Raw genomic sequence first — 15,191 nt, forward strand, 5'->3', positions numbered from 1 at the left:
ATCACTCCACCTCGGGGGTTGGTTTATCAGCATGACGGGTAAACAGTTTTTTACCCCGTTTAAACAGCAGCATCAGCAGCAACGCCCAGGTTGAAAGCGAACAACACACCGCCATCAGAAACACCAACCCCGCGTAGGGGATTTCTAACATCGCGGTGGTGTCTTGATATTCATAGGTGCGAATCGCCAACTTCCACATCATCCAGGACATCACACCAAAGACGATGACGTTTACCAAGCACACCGCTATATCCTGCACCGGCTTGAGAAAAGCCGGCACCGTGGAGTCCATGAGATCAACGTCCACATGAGAACCTTCGGCCGTGACCATCGGCAAACCGAGAAAGATCAGCGCGGCCAACAAAAGTTCAGTCAATTCAAAGCCGCCGGGTAACGGCGCAGCAAACAGATCCCGGCCAATGACGTCCACCAATGTGACCGCCATCATTAAAAACATCGCCAACGCGGCGGTGTAAGCCAGCACCCGCTCGAATAAGAATTCGAGCGGACTGATCCATACCTTTGCCTTAAACACAGCGATAAGGATATTCATAACAGCCTCGCTTACTGAGGATAATCAGCAGTGATCTGACGCAGTTCGGCCAATGCCGCTGCCCCATCAACACCCTTTTTCTTCGCAGCTTTAATCCACTCGGCTTCGAGGGTTGAGGTGCGCTGTTTCACGTCGTTGATAAAAGCAGCGTCTGCCGTCGTGATTTCATTACCGTTGGCTTTCATCGCCGTTAGCGCTTTAGCATCGGCAGCATCCCAAGCGCGACCCGCTAGTTTGGCAAAGGCTTCACCGGAAACACTCATGATGGCAGCCTGATCTGCTGCAGAAACACTCTTGAAGCGATCCCGATTCATCACGAGGAAGAAACTAATGTTATATAAGCCACCGGGGACAACCGTGGTGTGCTTAACAATATCTTGCACTTTAAACGCCGTGACGGATTCCATCGGCAGCAATGTGCCATCGGCCACACCGTGGGACAGCAGTTCATAACTTTTCGACGCGGGCTTCAACAACGGCACGGTATCAAGCGCTCTGGCAACATCATTCACCACACCACCACCCACTCGCAGCTTCATCCCTTTTAGATCGGCCACCGTGGAGACTTTTTTCTGGCTGTTATGAATTTGACCGGGGCCATGGGTAAAGACACTCAGCAGCTGTGTACCTTTGTGTTCATTCGCTTGCGCCAAGTATTTTTGATGTACACGCCAGTAGGCCACCGACAGCGCTTCTGCACTGTTGCCACCAAAGGGAAACTCAACCACTTTAGTTAAAGTAAACCGGCCCGGGGTATAGCCGTGAACGCTATAGGTAATATCCGCCAGACCATCACGGGCGATATCATAGTGAATCTTTGGATGTCCCAACCCTTTGGCCAAAATATTGATTTTCACCCGGCCTTCGGTCACCTCTTCAACCTGTTGTGTCCAGGGCACAATCATCTGCGCCACCACTGGATGGGTCGGTGGAAGCCAAGAAGATAACGTCAGTGTTGTATCGGCATTGGCCATACCGGTAGAGGCGAATAACACGCCAGCAGCAACTGTTTTAAGATAATTTTTCATTGTTATAATCTCCGTTTATCGCTTTTTTATCTGTTTTTATGGCAAAGCTTTATTCACTGATACTGCGTTTTTATGCCTCGTTAAGATCATCACCCCTGTCTAGTTGACCTGTTTTTTTTATCGCTATATCGCCGCCTTTAATAATTGAAAATTCAACTTTTTAAAGACAGACTCACCCCGGTTTAATCGCCCTGCATCGGCTGCAGGCCTACCTAATAGCGAAGGCCTGATAAGCGATCCCGCAGTTAGATATCTAACACCAACCGCTTACTTTTCGAGCGAGAACAACACAAAATAATCTGGTCGTTATCGTCACGCTCTTCATCGGTCAAAAACTTATCTTTATGATCCGGTGTGCCTTCCAAAACATCACACAAACAGGTACCACAAACACCCTGTTCACAGGAAACATCAACGGCAATACCGGCGGCGGATAACGCCTCAACAATGGTCTGATCTTCGCCGACCATCACGGTCACACCGCTTTGCTCGGCCACCACTTCAAACGCCGTTCCACTGGTATCAATCTCGGCGTTAAAATATTCAAAGTGGACATTATGTTTGTCATAGCCGACCGTCTCTGCGGTGCCAATCACCCAATCCATAAAGCCAGATGGGCCACAAACATACACATGGGTATCCGCTGCTGCCGGGGCTAATGTTTGCTGAGGATCGAAACGTTGCTCATCCGCTTCATCATCAAAATGCAGCGACACATGGGCATCGAACTCGGCAGCCAGTTCATCGAGAAACGCAGCACTGGCGCGACTACGACAGCAATAGTGCAGTTCAAAGGCTTTACCCGCGGCTCGTAAGCTATAGGCCATGGTTAGCATCGGAGTGATACCGATACCGCCGCCGACCAAGACCGTGCGCGCGGCGCTCAGATCCAGTGGGAAGTGATTACGCGGCGCACTGATTTGCAGTGTTTTACCGACGTTAAAATCATGGTGAATCGCCTGCGAGCCACCACGGGAATTGGGATCGTTAAGAATACCGAGTCGGTACCGGTCACTCATACTCGGATCATTACTCAAAGAATACTGACGCACGATGTCCGGGGTGACATGCACATCAATGTGGGACCCGGCATCAAATCCAGGCAATGCGGTGCCATCTTTAGCCTTAAGTTCAAAGACCGCCACCGCGTCAGCCTGATCTTCACGCTGGCTAATAACAACATCGATTAGTGGTTCACTCATCATCTCACCCTTTAAAAATATATGACTGTCGGGCCGTACCCACGGCCCGTCTTCGACGCCGACCTAATCGGTCATTACGCCTTAGCGCATAAAGATGCCGCCATTAACATCCCAGGCAGCACCGGTAACAAACGAAGCCTCGGGGCTAGCCAAACGGGTCACCGTATCGGCGACAAAATCGGCATTACCCAACGCTTTAACCGGAATCATCTGATCGATAATTTCAGCTAATCGCTCTGGGGGCACCAGCGCCCGTACCGATGGTAGGTCGATAGGTCCCGGAGCAACGGAATTAACCGTGACACCCGCTTCGGCTAACTGACGAGCGAAGATTTTAGTCATGGTCAAAATGGCCCCTTTACTGGACGCATAATGAGCCCCCGATGCGGTGCCACCGTTTTGCCCTGCCAGCGACGCCATATTGACGATGCGACCGTAGCCGTTATCGGCAAAATACTGCCCAAACACCTGGCAACCAAAGAAGGTGCCGCGCATATTCACGCCGACCACTTGATCGAACTCTTCGGCGGTGATTTCCATTACCGGGGTAGTGGGTGTCATCGCCGCATTGTTCACCAGTGCATGCACCTGACCAAAGCGAACCACCGTCGCCTCGAGTGCCGTGCTGAAATCGGCCTTGTTAAGCACATTCAGTTGTAGCGCCATCACCCGCTGCTCACTTGCATCAATCTCTAACGCCGTCGCTTTAACTGCCGCTTCGTTCATATCGGTTAACACCACCCGAAAGCCGGCCTTAAACAGGCTTTGAGCAATCGCTTTACCCAAGCCTTGCGCCGCGCCAGTGACTAACGCCACCTGATCGTTATGCGTTTCCTGATTCATCTAAGCCTCCTTAAAGGATGTAACCAATACTGCTGAGATATGCATCGGAGTTTTGTAAGCGGATAACTTTCTGTTCGATCTTGAATCCGTCCCCCTCCTTTAACAGCGTATAGGTCACATCTGCCGGATAGCTGCTCAGCTTGCCGTAGCGACATTCGCTAAGAAACATGGCGCAACGCACTGTCACCTGCGTATCGCTATCGTCAAGAATGCGAAAACGCGACACACTACGGACGGTTTTATCCGTAGTCTGGGTCGACACCGCTTCACCACTGAGCAAACGGTTCACCCGTAAACGACGCATCTCAGCTTTGTCATAGGCATAATTAAGGCTGTTCGCGAAGTCGGTTTCGTCGGGATCAATCGGCACCACATACATACCGTTCTCGCTCCACAGGGTTAACCACTGTTCATACTCTCTGAAATCGAGCATATCGGCTTCGATACTGATAAAGTCAGTCACCTGATTCAGCAAACTTAAATCTGTCATTGTTATTTCTCCTCAAAGCCGATCAATCAGGCAATCATCATCTTTTTCCACTGCTGATAAGCAGCGCGCATACCGGTTTCAGAGCACACCGCACCAGATACATTGCCATCTGGGCTCGTGGTCAAATTAGCTTGACCCCGATTCAGCAAGATCCACTCATCGGCACCCGCTTGAGAGCCTTTCTGTACCCGCTGCCATGCTTCAGCATCATCCGGTGTACCAAAGCCCATAGGCCCTTGAAAATGTTCATGTAAACGCAGACGAGTTTGGTTAAATGCCGCCGGCGCACCCTCGCCACCGATGGCAACATGGTGAATCTCGGTCTCGGTCACAGAAACCGGTGCCAGTACCCGGAAAAACGCCATCGAACAGGCCACATTAGGGAACAGATTCAGGTTGAAGCCGGAACCACCCACGGCACGTACCATACGGCGCACTTCAAGATCACTATGCCCTTCAGCCGCCAGCTCATCGGCCAACGCCTGAAAACGGCCCGGAATCGGCGCGTCTAGATCCTCTTCAAGATCCACCAGTTCAGGGATCATCACCATCACACTGTGACCATTGCCCAGATCTTCTACATGTCCTTCACCATCGAGGAAGTCGAAGATATCTGCGGTCTGATCATCAACCGAAGAGACAAATGATTTATGCACTATCGGGAAGTGATAAGCATCGGTGGTATTTTCTAACTGAATTTTCCAGTTACCCGGGAAACGGAAACGGTGATCGCCTAACACTTTTAATGGATAGCCACCGCCCTGTTTAACAAACAGGTCGATCCATTTTTTGGCTCCGCCAAGGAACTCTTCCAGCGGTTCAATATCATTTTTGAAGGTAGCAAAAATCAGCCCTTGATAGGTTTCATAACGCAGACTGATCAATGGCAGTTCAGATTTGTCCAACACGCCGTCATACTCTTCCGGCTTCGGAATGGCGCGCAGCGCACCATCGAGGGAGTAGCCCCAGCCGTGATAAGGACACATAAAGCTTTTAGTATTGCCCTTCTTCCCTTCACAGACGGTGGCCGCCCGGTGACGGCAGCGATTCAGCAGGACATGGATCTTCTTCTTGCGATCACGACTAACAATGACCGAATGGCGACCAATCATGGCGGTTTTGTATGAGCCTACGTCTGGCACTTCACTTTCGTGTCCAACCCACACCCAGGTGCTGTTAAAAATCTTATCCAGCTCTTCTTCAAAGATCTCGGGGTTTGAATAAAGAGCACTGTGCACCTTGTCCGGCTTGACCATATTTTGGTAATCCGCCGCTATATTTTTTACATCAATCATTTTGCTCATGGGGCTCCCCACTATTTTTTGTTATTAACGTCATGTACTTAGTTGGCCGGGTATTCAATCAGGCACCGGCAGGTCCGCCGGCTGATCCCAAGGCGTTGACACGGGCCGGTTAAATAAGCTCTCGGTCTGGAAATGGCTAATACGCCACTGCCCGTGATCACAACGAAAGGACACCGTTAGCCGAGCACTACTCAACTGAGATTTGCCGCTACTGAAAGTCGAGGTTTGTAACAACACCCAACTGCCCTGCGCATCACGCTCAGCCACCTCAATCAACTCACTGGTAAGAAAGTGAACATTGGTTTCAAAATGGGCCGGTGGTTGGGTATATTTGGCAAACATCGCCCGAATCGCCTCGGCTCCTTGGTGACAGCCGAAGGTTTTACCGTAACGACCACCACGACCTTCCCAGACGGCATCGTCAGTGAAGAGCACCATCAGATCATCCAGCTCAAAGCCGGCATCGAGTCGATCACAGAGGTACATATACCGGTTCATACAACGGCGAACGGCCTTTTCCGCTTCAAACGCCGCTAGACGTTTAGATAAAGAGGCAACGGTTTCTCGGCTAGCCATGGTGAGTCTCCCAACAGGTGATCAGGCAGGTACAACAAGTTCGCGACCGATACGGGCCTCAACTTTGCAGTATTTCCATAGCTTGTAAGTGCCATCGCCCACCGGCGTCGAACGAAACAGATCACAACCTTTAATCACCGTTTCCAGATCTGGCACATCGGCCATAATATAGGCGGTCCAAGGCGCACTAGTCGAAGGGCCGACTTGCAGACGGTCGTCGTCCATAATGCCCAGTACATTCACCCCCGGCAGATCAGCAATGCCTTTCATCATGCCGCTAAAGGCTTGCCATACATCCCCCATCTCACTTTGCGGCGCATCCATAAAGTTTTGGTTAACGCCAATACAGAAAAGAACTCGGTGCATCGTAGTTTCGCTCATAACAATCTCGCTTAAATTAGTGTTGGTTAATGTAAGGTGTGCCGCGGATCACAGATATCCAGGCAATGGTTTATGATCAAACAGCATCGCCCCGGCATTTTTATAGGTGATCGCCCCCATGAAGGCGTGCTGTGTGCACATCATGGAATCACGCATAATGCGCGACAGTGGGTGGTCGTTATAGGCACCGGTCATACCTGATACCTGATAAGCAATACGAATCGCTTCGGCGCATTCGTGGGTTAAATTGGTGGCGGATAAACGCAGCATGCTGATCTGCTCTGGCGTAGGCACCTCACCGTCAAGAATGCTGGCCCAAGCCTCATCGGTAGCTTGATAGAAAAAGGCCTTGGATGAGCGTACTTTTGCTTCAGCCTTAGCGATCTCCATCTGCACATATTCGCGCTCACCGAGGTTAGGGGCACCGGTAACGGAGCGTCGTCCAGCGGCCATACCGCGCACCACATCAATAGCTTCACGGGCCAGTCCTAATGTCGTTACTGCCAGTACCTGTGCCGCAAACGCCAACGATGGATATTTAAAGAATGGGTCATCTAAATTCGATTTTCCGCCCCGCGTGAAAGTCCATTCTTCCGGCACTATCACGTCATCAACCACCAGATCGTGGGAGCCTGTCCCAACCATGCCGACAACGTTCCAAGTCATATCGATGTTCACTTGTTCTCTTGGCATCACCGCCATACGCGGTAAGGATTCGCCATCATCCGGCAGAATACCCACGCCACAGAGAGAAGCGCCCATACAGCCACTGCCAAACTGCCACCGGCCTTTAACCTTAAAACCACCCTCGACCCGCTGTGCCGGTTGCGGCGGAAAAATACCGCCGGCAAACACGACATCAGGACTATCGGCCCAAACTTTTTCAATGGTCTCAAGGGGAAGGCTGGCTAAATACACCGGGTTCATACCAAAGCTGGCGACCCAGCCTGCCGAGCCATCCGCAGCCGATAGCGCTTCAACCATCTGCAAAAACTCAGTTGGCGATTTCTCATCACCACCAAAACGTTTAGGCACTAGCGCACGGTAGACACCGATCGCCTTAAAACGCTCGATGATGTCTTGTGAGATATATTTTTGTTGCTCAAACTCCTGGCGGCGGCTACGGATATCAGCCAGCAGAGCATCAAATGTTGCTGCTCCACCCCAGGCGTCTTTATTGATGACGTTGGCAGTCATGACTCAAAACTCCACACGGTTATTATTTTGATTAGGCATAAACTCACTCAACAACCGGGCAAGTTCACATAAACGTTCGTCGTCACCTTTACGGCCGACCAACTGCAAACCCACTGGGCGCTGGTCTGACGTTTGTAGGGGAATCGATATCGCCGGGTGGCCCGAAAGATTAAAAGGCCGCACAAACGTCGAAATACTCAGATCGGTTTTACCTGCCTGCGCATCGGCAAGGCTCATCGGAAAAGCAGGAAGCGTGGGCAAGACTAACGCCGTTACCTGCGCTAACGCGGCATCAACCTGTTGACTGAATTGCGTACGGATTGACTCGGCAGCCGCGACCTGCTGATCAGTCGTATGGGCAGCCTGAGCTAAGCGGGCCGCCACATCATCGCCAACCTTGCCGGTGTCGAGTAGATGACCACAGGCATGCCAAGTTTCAGCATTAATCAACACCATGCCGGCCGTAAAGGCATCATTAAAGGCGGCTAACGTCAGCGGTTGTAACTGAAATGGGGTACGTTGTAGGCATGCGGAGATACACGCATCGATCGCCTCATCGGCGACGACCTCGATCACACCGAGGCGAATATCACCTGATAGCGGTGCTGTTTTGAAACCGGGCTCTATCGCTTGCATCGCCGTTATTAACATATCGGCGGAATCAGCGAGCACGCCGACGCAATCAAGGCTGCTTTGTTCAGGCATCACCCCCCGGCGACTCAGCCGACCAAAAGTGGGTTTAAAACCAAACACACCGCAGCAGGCTGCCGGTACACGAATAGAGCCACCGGTATCGGTGCCGATAGAGAAATCGGCCTCAGCGGCGGCGACAGCCACTGCTGAACCACTAGAGGAACCACCTGGAATAAGATCGGGATAACGAAAGTTAACGGGGGTGCCACCCCACTGATTGAGGCCCGTCATGCCGTACGCTAATTCATGCAGCGTCGTTTTACCGACAATCTGACAGCCGGACTGTAACAGCATCGCGACCACATCAGCATGCTGACTCGCAGGTAGTGCATGCTCTAACGCTCGGCTGCCACAGCGCGTTGGCAACCCTTCAATATCGATGCTGTCCTTTACGGCAACCCGTAAACCATCACCTAGTGACACCCGTTGAGAGAAAATTGGCATAGTCCGGTCACTCTTATCATTCTTATTATTGGCCGCTGATCGCTTAACCCAACGCCCTTGTCATGGACTAATAATTCTACTTAAAGGTTGAATTGTCAACTAAATTTACTTGAATATTCAACCTTTAACATGCATCTTAAATGAATAAAAAGGACTCTAACCCAATAAAACAAAAAACATAATTAATTTAAAATCAATGACTTAAATGAAGACAAAAGTGATTAGCAGATTCAGCTGGGAGATTTTTTATAGACGTGTAAATATCAATTTATAAAACAAAAATTCAGATTTAACTCTATGAAAAATATAAGAAATCGAAATAGCATTAAAAAAATGGCCAGAACAGCCAAAAAATTATCGCGAGGGGCGGCGAATAGAGGTCAATCCTCCGATAAGTTAACAAATAATCGTTTGAGCAGCTCATTCGTTTTTTTAATCTGAGGCTCAGAAAAGCCTTTAAAGGCCCGAGAAAAAACTTTCTTCGTGGTGGTTTGAAGCACTGCATCCACCTTCTCATGCCCCTCTTCAGTGAGGGAAACAATCGCCACCCGGCCATCACTCTCGCTGGCATTCACCTCAACCAGTCCAGCATCACGCATCCGATAGACGATTTTGGTAATCGTCGGCAGTTTGCCGATCGCATGTATCGCCAGTTCAGAAATGCTCGATGGACCGTTAAATTGCAGTATCGCTGCCACCCGCCAGCGGGCGATATCCATGCCCATCGGTTTGAGGGTCTTTTCCATCTCTACCGAATACAGTGCGTTGACCCGCGCTACCCAATAAAAGGGAAATTCGTGAATATCAAAACATTCACTGGCTGGATTATATTTTTCTAACTTTTTAGACTGAGTCGCCATAACACCCCCTGAACATCTCTGCCTCATGCACGAGATACCCAATCCTAATTTCGGCGCAACCATAACAAATAAACGTCAGACAAACGAGTACAGCCGCCCGCAAAACGGTGAATTAGTGGCATTTATGCGCGGATAAATGCGGTAAATCAATAGTGATTAAGCTTACAACGGCGCCAACGCCATGCCTAGCCGTCTAAACGCACCTCCAGCATATCGTAGTAAATACAACGATTAAGAGAACCTAACAGGCAACGTTTTCGATAAGGCCAGAAAAAGGGATTCAATGACCCCTATTGGCAAGTGATTAAGCGATAGTTATTGGATAACAAAAAGCCACCTAACCGTGCCCTTTGTAAACACAAAGAAGACGTTTAGGTGGCTTTTAAGTCTATTCGCATCTACCTAGGTTGGCAGAGCGATGCGGTTAGCGGTTAGCGCTGATCGAAATCGACCACCACAGTATCGGTGATTGGGTGTGCCTGACAGCTAAGGATATAACCCGCTTCGATTTCATGCTTTTCTAAACCATGAGAAATATCCATATCGACCTCGCCTTCAACCAGCTTACATTTACAGGTTGAGCAAACCCCCGCTTTACAGGAGTAAGGAAGATCCATGCCATTGTGCATACCGGCATCTAGGATATTTTCACCCACGGTCGCCAAATCGAACATCACCGCCCGTCCATCAGCCCGCACGGTCACTTTAGAGGTTTTCTCTTCACCAAACTGTTCTTTACGTTTAGCCGCTTTTTCCAGCATCTCTTTCGAGTCAGCGGATGAGTTAGCAAACAGTTCGTAATGGATCTGTTCATCGCTTAGGCCTTCCAACCGGAAGCCCCGTGAGATTTCCGACATCATCGCTTCAGGACCACAGATAAAGGCGTCATCTACATTTTTGATATCGATCAGACCCGCTTTTTGCAGTGCATAGCCTTTAGCATTATCGATGCGACCATTGAGCAGATCCGCGCCCTGATCTTCATAATCCATGATATTGATCCAATGGAAGCGATCCATAAAACGGTTTTTAACGAAGTTCAGTTCCTCTTTAAACATCACCGAGTTGCTGCGACGGTTACCGTAGATCAGAGTCACTTTGGAACCCGGCTCGGTATCAAGAATCGACTTCATGATGGAGATCATCGGCGTAATACCCGAGCCGACGGCCAAGCACATATAGTTTTTGCTGTTAGCCGGGTTCAGTTCGGTATAGAAACTGCCCTGAGGCGGCATCACATCCACCGACATACCCGGTTTAAAAACATCATTGGCGTAGTTTGAGAAGCGCCCGTTCTTAACTCGTTTGATGCCGACCCGCATATGGCCATCATGAATACCGGAGCAGATCGAATAGGAACGACGTACTTCTTCACCATCAATGGTCGCTCGCAGGGTCAGAAACTGCCCCTGTATAAAGCGGAACTTATCGGTTAGGTCGGCCGGAACCGCGAAGGTTACGCAGATCGCTGTATCCGTTTCGGGCTGTACATCGGCGACTTTCAGCGTGTAAAAATTGGTGTCAGACATGCTTCACCTATTGTTTTTATCAGAGCTGATACGAGATCAGATCTTTTTGAAATAATCGAACGGTTCACCGCAATCGTCACACTGAAACAGTGCTTTACAGGCGGTTGAACCAAACTCACTGACTCTGCGGGTATTGCGTGATCCGCAGTGGGGACAGGCGGCGTGCGCATCGGGCGTCAGGCCATCCGCATCCAGCTCCGCATCTTCCGGCGGGGCGATACCATATTGGCGCAACTTGATGCGTCCCTCGGGTGACATCCACTCGGAACTCCACGCCGGCGACAGTGACATTTTCACCGTCACATCGGCGTAGCCATGTTCGTTCAGACACTGAACAACATCGGTGCTGATATTATCCATTGCCGGGCAACCGGAGTACGTCGGTGTAATGATGATCACAATTTGATCACCATTACGTTGGATATCCCGCAATATGCCCAGATCCCAGATGCTTAACGCCGGCACCTCGGGGTCTTTAACCGCATCCAGAAGATCCCAGAGCACTTTAACGTCATCAGCATTACGCTGTTGCAGACGCTGGTAGTGCTCTTCAGCCATCAGAGAGATTTCATTCATAGCCCTTACCACTTACAGCCGGGGTGAGAACGGTGCACAATCTGCATTTCAGTCAGCATGTGACCTAGATTTTCGGTATGATAACCAATACGACCACCACGCACGGCCCAACTATCTTCAGGCACGCTCAAGGTCGCGTTAGTGATAATCTCAGTCACCATCGCCAGCCAATCATCCCGCAAAACCGACACATCGACACCGATACCGGCATCTGCCAACAGTTGTTCAGTTTCATCCATATCGAACAGTTCATGGGTGTAACCCCATAGCTGATCGAGGGCTTTCTGAGCCCGTTGATGACTCTCTTCAGTGCCATCACCAAGACGTAGCACCCAGTCACGGCTGCGACGCAGATGGTATTTGGTTTCTTTAATCGCTTTGGCGGCGATCGCCGCTAACCGTTCATCTTTAGATTGCAGTAGCTGTGGCAACATCAGGGTGTAATACACATCAGCAAACAGCTGACGGATCTGCGAATAGGCAAAATCCCCTTTCGGCAGTTCCAACAATAGCAGGTTGTGATATTCACGATCATTGCGCATATAGGCGAAATCGTCTTCGTCACGGCCATCATCAGCCAACTCGGCGGCATAGGTATAAAGCATCCGGGCACGGCCAATATAATCGAGGGCCACGTTACCGTAGGCGATATCCTCTTCGAGGAAAGGCCCATAGCTCACCCATTCAGAAATCCGGTGGCCAAGTACTACCGCGTCATCGCCCAGACGGGTCGTGTATTCCAGCAGTGCATTTTTCATTTGATCACTCATGCAGGCTCTCCCCAATTACATGTTGTTGACGGGGTCAGGCAAAACATAATACGTTGCATGACGATAAGGTTTGTCATCGCTCGGATCATAGAAGCAATCTGCATCGTCTTCCTGAGAAGCGCAAATATCATTGGATTTAACAACCCAGATACTGACACCTTCACTACGGCGGGTGTAACAGTCGCGGGCATATTCCAGCGCTTGTTCATGATCTTCGGCATGCAGGCTGCCGATATGCTTGTGGTCCAAGCCACGCTTGGAACGCACAAATACCTCAAACAGTTCCAGCTTTTCAGTTGTCGTTGTCATCTCAGTTACCCCTTATGCCGCGTTCTGTGCTTTTTGGGCACGTTTCTTTTCGTTATAGGCGGTGATCGCATCACGTACCCACTCACCTTCTTCATGAGCCGCTACATGGTGTTCAATACGTTGACGGTTACAGTGGCCGTTACCGTTGATAACACTCCAGAACTCATCCCAGTTCAGATCACTGCTATCGTAGTGACCCCGCTCTTCATTCCATTTAATCGCTTTGTCTGGATGTTCCAGACCCAGCACTTCAATCTGCTGCACCGTTTGATCGATGAACTTTTGTCGCAGATCATCGTTGGTTTCACGTTTGATTTTCCATTCCATCGATTTCTGCGAATGCGCGGACTCCGAATCGTGTGGTCCAAACATCATCAAGGCAGGCCAGTAAAAGCGATCGAGGGCATCTTGAGCCATCGCTTTCTGTCCTTCAGAACCTTTCGCCAGCGCTAGCATGGCTTCATAACCTTGACGCTGATGGAAGGATTCCTCTTTACAAATACGAATCATGCCCCGTGAATATGGGCCGTATGAGGTACGCTGCAAAGAAACTTGGTTCACAATCGCCGCACCATCAACCAACCAGCCAATCGCGCCAACATCCGCCCAAGTAAGGGTCGGATAGTTGAAGATTGAAGAGTACTTAGCGGCACCCGTTTGTAGCTGCTCGATCATCTCAGAACGGGAAATACCCAGCGTTTCACAGGCACTGTAAAGATACAGACCGTGACCCGCTTCATCCTGAACTTTGGACAGCAGTACCGCCTTACGACGCAAAGAAGGTGCCCGAGTAATCCAGTTTCCTTCTGGCTGCATGCCAATGATTTCAGAGTGCGCATGCTGTGAGATCTGACGAATCAGGTTCTTACGATAGGCATCCGGCATCCAGTCTTTCGGCTCAATTTTCTCTTCGGCCGAAATCTTACGCATGAAGTTTTCTTCTTGAGGTATTGTCATTTCAATCGTCTCCACTTCGGTTTAAGACCCAAACAGGTCTTTCGCGATGACATGTCGTTGGCGACCCCACAACAGGGCACCCGTGTTATTTTATTTTAGGGCGGTTATCAAAAACCCGCTTGGCCTTACCTTCGGAGCGAGGAATAGCTCCCGGCTGCAAAATATCGATCTTGGTAGAGATACCAACCACCGCTTTAATATGGTGAGCTAGTTCTTTCGCCACTTGATCCTGATGTGCACTCAAGCCGCCCTGGGTTAGCTCGACCTTGATCAGTACGGTGTCGAGGTTGCCCTGCTTCTCAACCACAATTTCATAGTGCGGAGCCAGAGCAGAAATCTTCAAAATCTGTTCTTCGATCTGGGTCGGGAAGACATTCACACCACGGATAATCATCATGTCATCGGAACGGCCGGTAATTTTGTCGATCCGGCGCATTGGACGCGCAGTACCCGGCAATAGGCGGGTCAAATCACGGGTACGATAACGAATAATCGGCAACGCTTCTTTGGTCAGAGAGGTAAACACCAGCTCGCCGTACTCACCGTCTGGTAATACTGCACCGGTATTCGGATCGATAATTTCAGGGTAGAAATGATCTTCCCAGATAGTTGGACCATCTTTGGTTTCGATACATTCTTGTGCCACACCAGGTCCCATCACTTCAGACAGACCATAGATATCCACGGCATCAATACCTAAACGATGTTCGATGTTTTTACGCATCTCATCGGTCCAAGGCTCGGCACCAAAGATGCCACAACGAAGCGCCATCTTATGAGGATCTAATCCTTGGCGCTCCATCTCATCGATAATGTTGAGCATATAAGAAGGGGTCACCATGATGATATCGGGATCAAAATCGTTCATCAGCTGAACCTGTTTCTCCGTCTGGCCGCCCGACATCGGAATAACAGTACAACCCAAACGTTCAGCACCATAATGAGCACCCATCCCACCGGTAAACAAACCGTAACCGTAAGAGATATGGACTTTATCGCCGGCATGACCACCCGCCGCACGGATTGAACGCGCCACTACATCAGCCCAGACATTAATATCATTCTGGGTATAACCGACAACGGTTGGTTTACCGGTCGTACCGGATGAGGCATGCACCCGCACAACGTCATCCATTGGCACGGCGAAGGAATCAAACGGATAAGCATCGCGCAGATAAGATTTGGTCGTGAAAGGAAACAGACTCAGATCTTCTAGCTGTTTCAGTTCAAAAGGGTGAACCCCAGCCTCGTCACATAGACGCTTGTAGGCCGGCACATTGTTATAAGCATGGGCGATACTCCACTGCATACGCACGAGCTGCAGGGCACGAAGCTCATCAATACTGGCGGTTTCAATCGGGTCTAAAGCCCGGCGGGGATGCTTCTCATATTTCATAATTTTGTCGTCCTGTATTTCTTATATTTCAGGCATTCAGCACAGGGTAAATAGCAGCTCGGCAAACATTCGGTTCTGCCGAG

At 50.0% G+C, this 15,191-nt stretch carries 17 protein-coding genes; all 17 read right to left on the reverse strand.

Annotation, left to right across the window (positions count from 1 at the left end):
- Position 1 precedes the first annotated feature (1 nt).
- Complete coding sequence (locus AC0L4K_RS13290; protein WP_473266618.1) at positions 2-553, reverse strand: TRAP transporter small permease; 552 nt, start codon at positions 551-553, stop codon at positions 2-4.
- 11 nt (positions 554-564) lie between these two features.
- Positions 565-1,581, reverse strand: a complete 1,017-nt coding sequence (locus AC0L4K_RS13295; RefSeq protein ID WP_417226913.1) for a TRAP transporter substrate-binding protein — start codon at positions 1,579-1,581, stop codon at positions 565-567.
- A 245-nt stretch (positions 1,582-1,826) separates the two neighbouring features.
- Positions 1,827-2,783, reverse strand: coding sequence for a PDR/VanB family oxidoreductase (locus tag AC0L4K_RS13300; protein ID WP_417226911.1), 957 nt, complete (start codon positions 2,781-2,783; stop codon positions 1,827-1,829).
- Between the two features lie 81 nt (positions 2,784-2,864).
- A complete protein-coding gene (locus AC0L4K_RS13305; protein WP_417226909.1) occupies positions 2,865-3,626 on the reverse strand; it encodes an SDR family NAD(P)-dependent oxidoreductase in 762 nt (253 codons plus the stop codon).
- Positions 3,627-3,636: 10 nt separating this feature from the next.
- Positions 3,637-4,116, reverse strand: coding sequence for an aromatic-ring-hydroxylating dioxygenase subunit beta (locus tag AC0L4K_RS13310; protein WP_417226907.1), 480 nt, complete (start codon positions 4,114-4,116; stop codon positions 3,637-3,639).
- A 26-nt stretch (positions 4,117-4,142) separates the two neighbouring features.
- On the reverse strand, positions 4,143-5,420 hold the full coding sequence (locus AC0L4K_RS13315; protein WP_417226906.1) for an aromatic ring-hydroxylating oxygenase subunit alpha: 1,278 nt from the start codon (positions 5,418-5,420) through the stop codon (positions 4,143-4,145).
- A 54-nt stretch (positions 5,421-5,474) separates the two neighbouring features.
- Entirely contained in the window at positions 5,475-5,996 is a 522-nt protein-coding gene (locus tag AC0L4K_RS13320) for a nuclear transport factor 2 family protein (protein ID WP_417226904.1), read from the reverse strand.
- Positions 5,997-6,017: 21 nt separating this feature from the next.
- A complete protein-coding gene (locus AC0L4K_RS13325) occupies positions 6,018-6,377 on the reverse strand; it encodes an IacB protein (RefSeq protein WP_417226902.1) in 360 nt (119 codons plus the stop codon).
- A gap of 48 nt (positions 6,378-6,425) precedes the next feature.
- Positions 6,426-7,574, reverse strand: a complete 1,149-nt coding sequence (locus AC0L4K_RS13330; RefSeq protein ID WP_417226900.1) for an acyl-CoA dehydrogenase family protein — start codon at positions 7,572-7,574, stop codon at positions 6,426-6,428.
- Positions 7,575-7,577: 3 nt separating this feature from the next.
- Entirely contained in the window at positions 7,578-8,711 is a 1,134-nt protein-coding gene (locus tag AC0L4K_RS13335; RefSeq protein WP_417226899.1) for an amidase, read from the reverse strand.
- 380 nt (positions 8,712-9,091) lie between these two features.
- Complete coding sequence (locus AC0L4K_RS13340) at positions 9,092-9,571, reverse strand: MarR family winged helix-turn-helix transcriptional regulator (RefSeq protein ID WP_417226897.1); 480 nt, start codon at positions 9,569-9,571, stop codon at positions 9,092-9,094.
- A 431-nt stretch (positions 9,572-10,002) separates the two neighbouring features.
- Positions 10,003-11,100: a 1,2-phenylacetyl-CoA epoxidase subunit PaaE gene (paaE, locus tag AC0L4K_RS13345; protein WP_417226895.1), complete on the reverse strand. Its 1,098-nt coding sequence runs from the start codon at positions 11,098-11,100 to the stop codon at positions 10,003-10,005.
- A gap of 36 nt (positions 11,101-11,136) precedes the next feature.
- Positions 11,137-11,676, reverse strand: a complete 540-nt coding sequence (paaD, locus tag AC0L4K_RS13350) for a 1,2-phenylacetyl-CoA epoxidase subunit PaaD (RefSeq protein ID WP_417226893.1) — start codon at positions 11,674-11,676, stop codon at positions 11,137-11,139.
- Positions 11,677-11,681: 5 nt separating this feature from the next.
- Complete coding sequence (gene paaC, locus AC0L4K_RS13355; protein WP_417226891.1) at positions 11,682-12,446, reverse strand: 1,2-phenylacetyl-CoA epoxidase subunit PaaC; 765 nt, start codon at positions 12,444-12,446, stop codon at positions 11,682-11,684.
- 15 nt (positions 12,447-12,461) lie between these two features.
- The gene (gene paaB, locus AC0L4K_RS13360) at positions 12,462-12,755 is read right to left on the reverse strand and encodes a 1,2-phenylacetyl-CoA epoxidase subunit PaaB (protein ID WP_417226889.1); all 294 of its coding nucleotides are present in this window, start codon (positions 12,753-12,755) and stop codon (positions 12,462-12,464) included.
- A gap of 12 nt (positions 12,756-12,767) precedes the next feature.
- The gene (gene paaA, locus AC0L4K_RS13365; RefSeq protein ID WP_417226887.1) at positions 12,768-13,712 is read right to left on the reverse strand and encodes a 1,2-phenylacetyl-CoA epoxidase subunit PaaA; all 945 of its coding nucleotides are present in this window, start codon (positions 13,710-13,712) and stop codon (positions 12,768-12,770) included.
- Between the two features lie 85 nt (positions 13,713-13,797).
- Positions 13,798-15,108 carry a phenylacetate--CoA ligase PaaK gene (gene paaK, locus AC0L4K_RS13370; RefSeq protein WP_417226885.1) on the reverse strand — a complete coding sequence of 437 codons (1,311 nt, stop codon included), beginning with the start codon at positions 15,106-15,108 and terminating at the stop codon, positions 13,798-13,800.
- Between the last annotated feature and the right edge of the window lie 83 nt (positions 15,109-15,191).

This window comes from Amphritea sp. GJ51-11, assembly GCF_055808735.1.

Excerpts from the sequence above, each read along its gene's own strand:
- AC0L4K_RS13290 (WP_473266618.1), bottom strand. The coding sequence starts at position 553 with ATGAATATCCTTATCGCTGTGTTTAAGGCAAAGGTATGGATCAGTCCG.
- AC0L4K_RS13295 (WP_417226913.1), bottom strand. The coding sequence starts at position 1,581 with ATGAAAAATTATCTTAAAACAGTTGCTGCTGGCGTGTTATTCGCCTCT.
- AC0L4K_RS13300 (WP_417226911.1), bottom strand. The coding sequence starts at position 2,783 with ATGAGTGAACCACTAATCGATGTTGTTATTAGCCAGCGTGAAGATCAG.
- AC0L4K_RS13305 (WP_417226909.1), bottom strand. The coding sequence starts at position 3,626 with ATGAATCAGGAAACGCATAACGATCAGGTGGCGTTAGTCACTGGCGCG.
- AC0L4K_RS13310 (WP_417226907.1), bottom strand. The coding sequence starts at position 4,116 with ATGACAGATTTAAGTTTGCTGAATCAGGTGACTGACTTTATCAGTATC.
- AC0L4K_RS13315 (WP_417226906.1), bottom strand. The coding sequence starts at position 5,420 with ATGAGCAAAATGATTGATGTAAAAAATATAGCGGCGGATTACCAAAAT.
- AC0L4K_RS13320 (WP_417226904.1), bottom strand. The coding sequence starts at position 5,996 with ATGGCTAGCCGAGAAACCGTTGCCTCTTTATCTAAACGTCTAGCGGCG.
- AC0L4K_RS13325 (WP_417226902.1), bottom strand. The coding sequence starts at position 6,377 with ATGAGCGAAACTACGATGCACCGAGTTCTTTTCTGTATTGGCGTTAAC.
- AC0L4K_RS13330 (WP_417226900.1), bottom strand. The coding sequence starts at position 7,574 with ATGACTGCCAACGTCATCAATAAAGACGCCTGGGGTGGAGCAGCAACA.
- AC0L4K_RS13335 (WP_417226899.1), bottom strand. The coding sequence starts at position 8,711 with ATGCCAATTTTCTCTCAACGGGTGTCACTAGGTGATGGTTTACGGGTT.
- AC0L4K_RS13340 (WP_417226897.1), bottom strand. The coding sequence starts at position 9,571 with ATGGCGACTCAGTCTAAAAAGTTAGAAAAATATAATCCAGCCAGTGAA.
- paaE (WP_417226895.1), bottom strand. The coding sequence starts at position 11,100 with ATGTCTGACACCAATTTTTACACGCTGAAAGTCGCCGATGTACAGCCC.
- paaD (WP_417226893.1), bottom strand. The coding sequence starts at position 11,676 with ATGAATGAAATCTCTCTGATGGCTGAAGAGCACTACCAGCGTCTGCAA.
- paaC (WP_417226891.1), bottom strand. The coding sequence starts at position 12,446 with ATGAGTGATCAAATGAAAAATGCACTGCTGGAATACACGACCCGTCTG.
- paaB (WP_417226889.1), bottom strand. The coding sequence starts at position 12,755 with ATGACAACGACAACTGAAAAGCTGGAACTGTTTGAGGTATTTGTGCGT.
- paaA (WP_417226887.1), bottom strand. The coding sequence starts at position 13,712 with ATGACAATACCTCAAGAAGAAAACTTCATGCGTAAGATTTCGGCCGAA.
- paaK (WP_417226885.1), bottom strand. The coding sequence starts at position 15,108 with ATGAAATATGAGAAGCATCCCCGCCGGGCTTTAGACCCGATTGAAACC.